Origin of the sequence: Streptomyces sp. NRRL F-2580, from assembly GCF_000720115.1 — a bacterium.
Classification (GTDB): domain Bacteria; phylum Actinomycetota; class Actinomycetes; order Streptomycetales; family Streptomycetaceae; genus Streptomyces.
In genome coordinates, this window is sequence record NZ_JOIR01000136.1 from 1 (window position 1) to 227 (window position 227).

Annotated in this window: 1 protein-coding gene; it reads right to left on the minus strand. The window is 70.9% G+C overall.

The annotated features are described in order from the left end of the window. Positions 1–227, minus strand: a 227-nt coding sequence (locus IF88_RS0139785; RefSeq protein WP_030724572.1) for a MerR family transcriptional regulator, incomplete at both ends; no start/stop codon positions are given.

Genomic DNA, 227 nt, shown 5'->3' on the forward strand with positions numbered 1-227 from the left:
TCGGCGTTGATGCGCTGGGCTTCTTCGAGCTGGTCTTCGAGGATGATGATGCGGCAGGCGGCCTCGATGGGGGTGCCCTGGTCGACGAGTTCCCGGGCGCGGGCTGCGATGCGCAGCTGGTAGCGGGAGTAGCGGCGGTGGCCGCCCTCGGAGCGGAGCGGGGTGATCAGGCGGGCCTCTCCGAGGGCACGGAGGAAGCCCTGGGTGGTGCCGAGCATGTCTGCCGC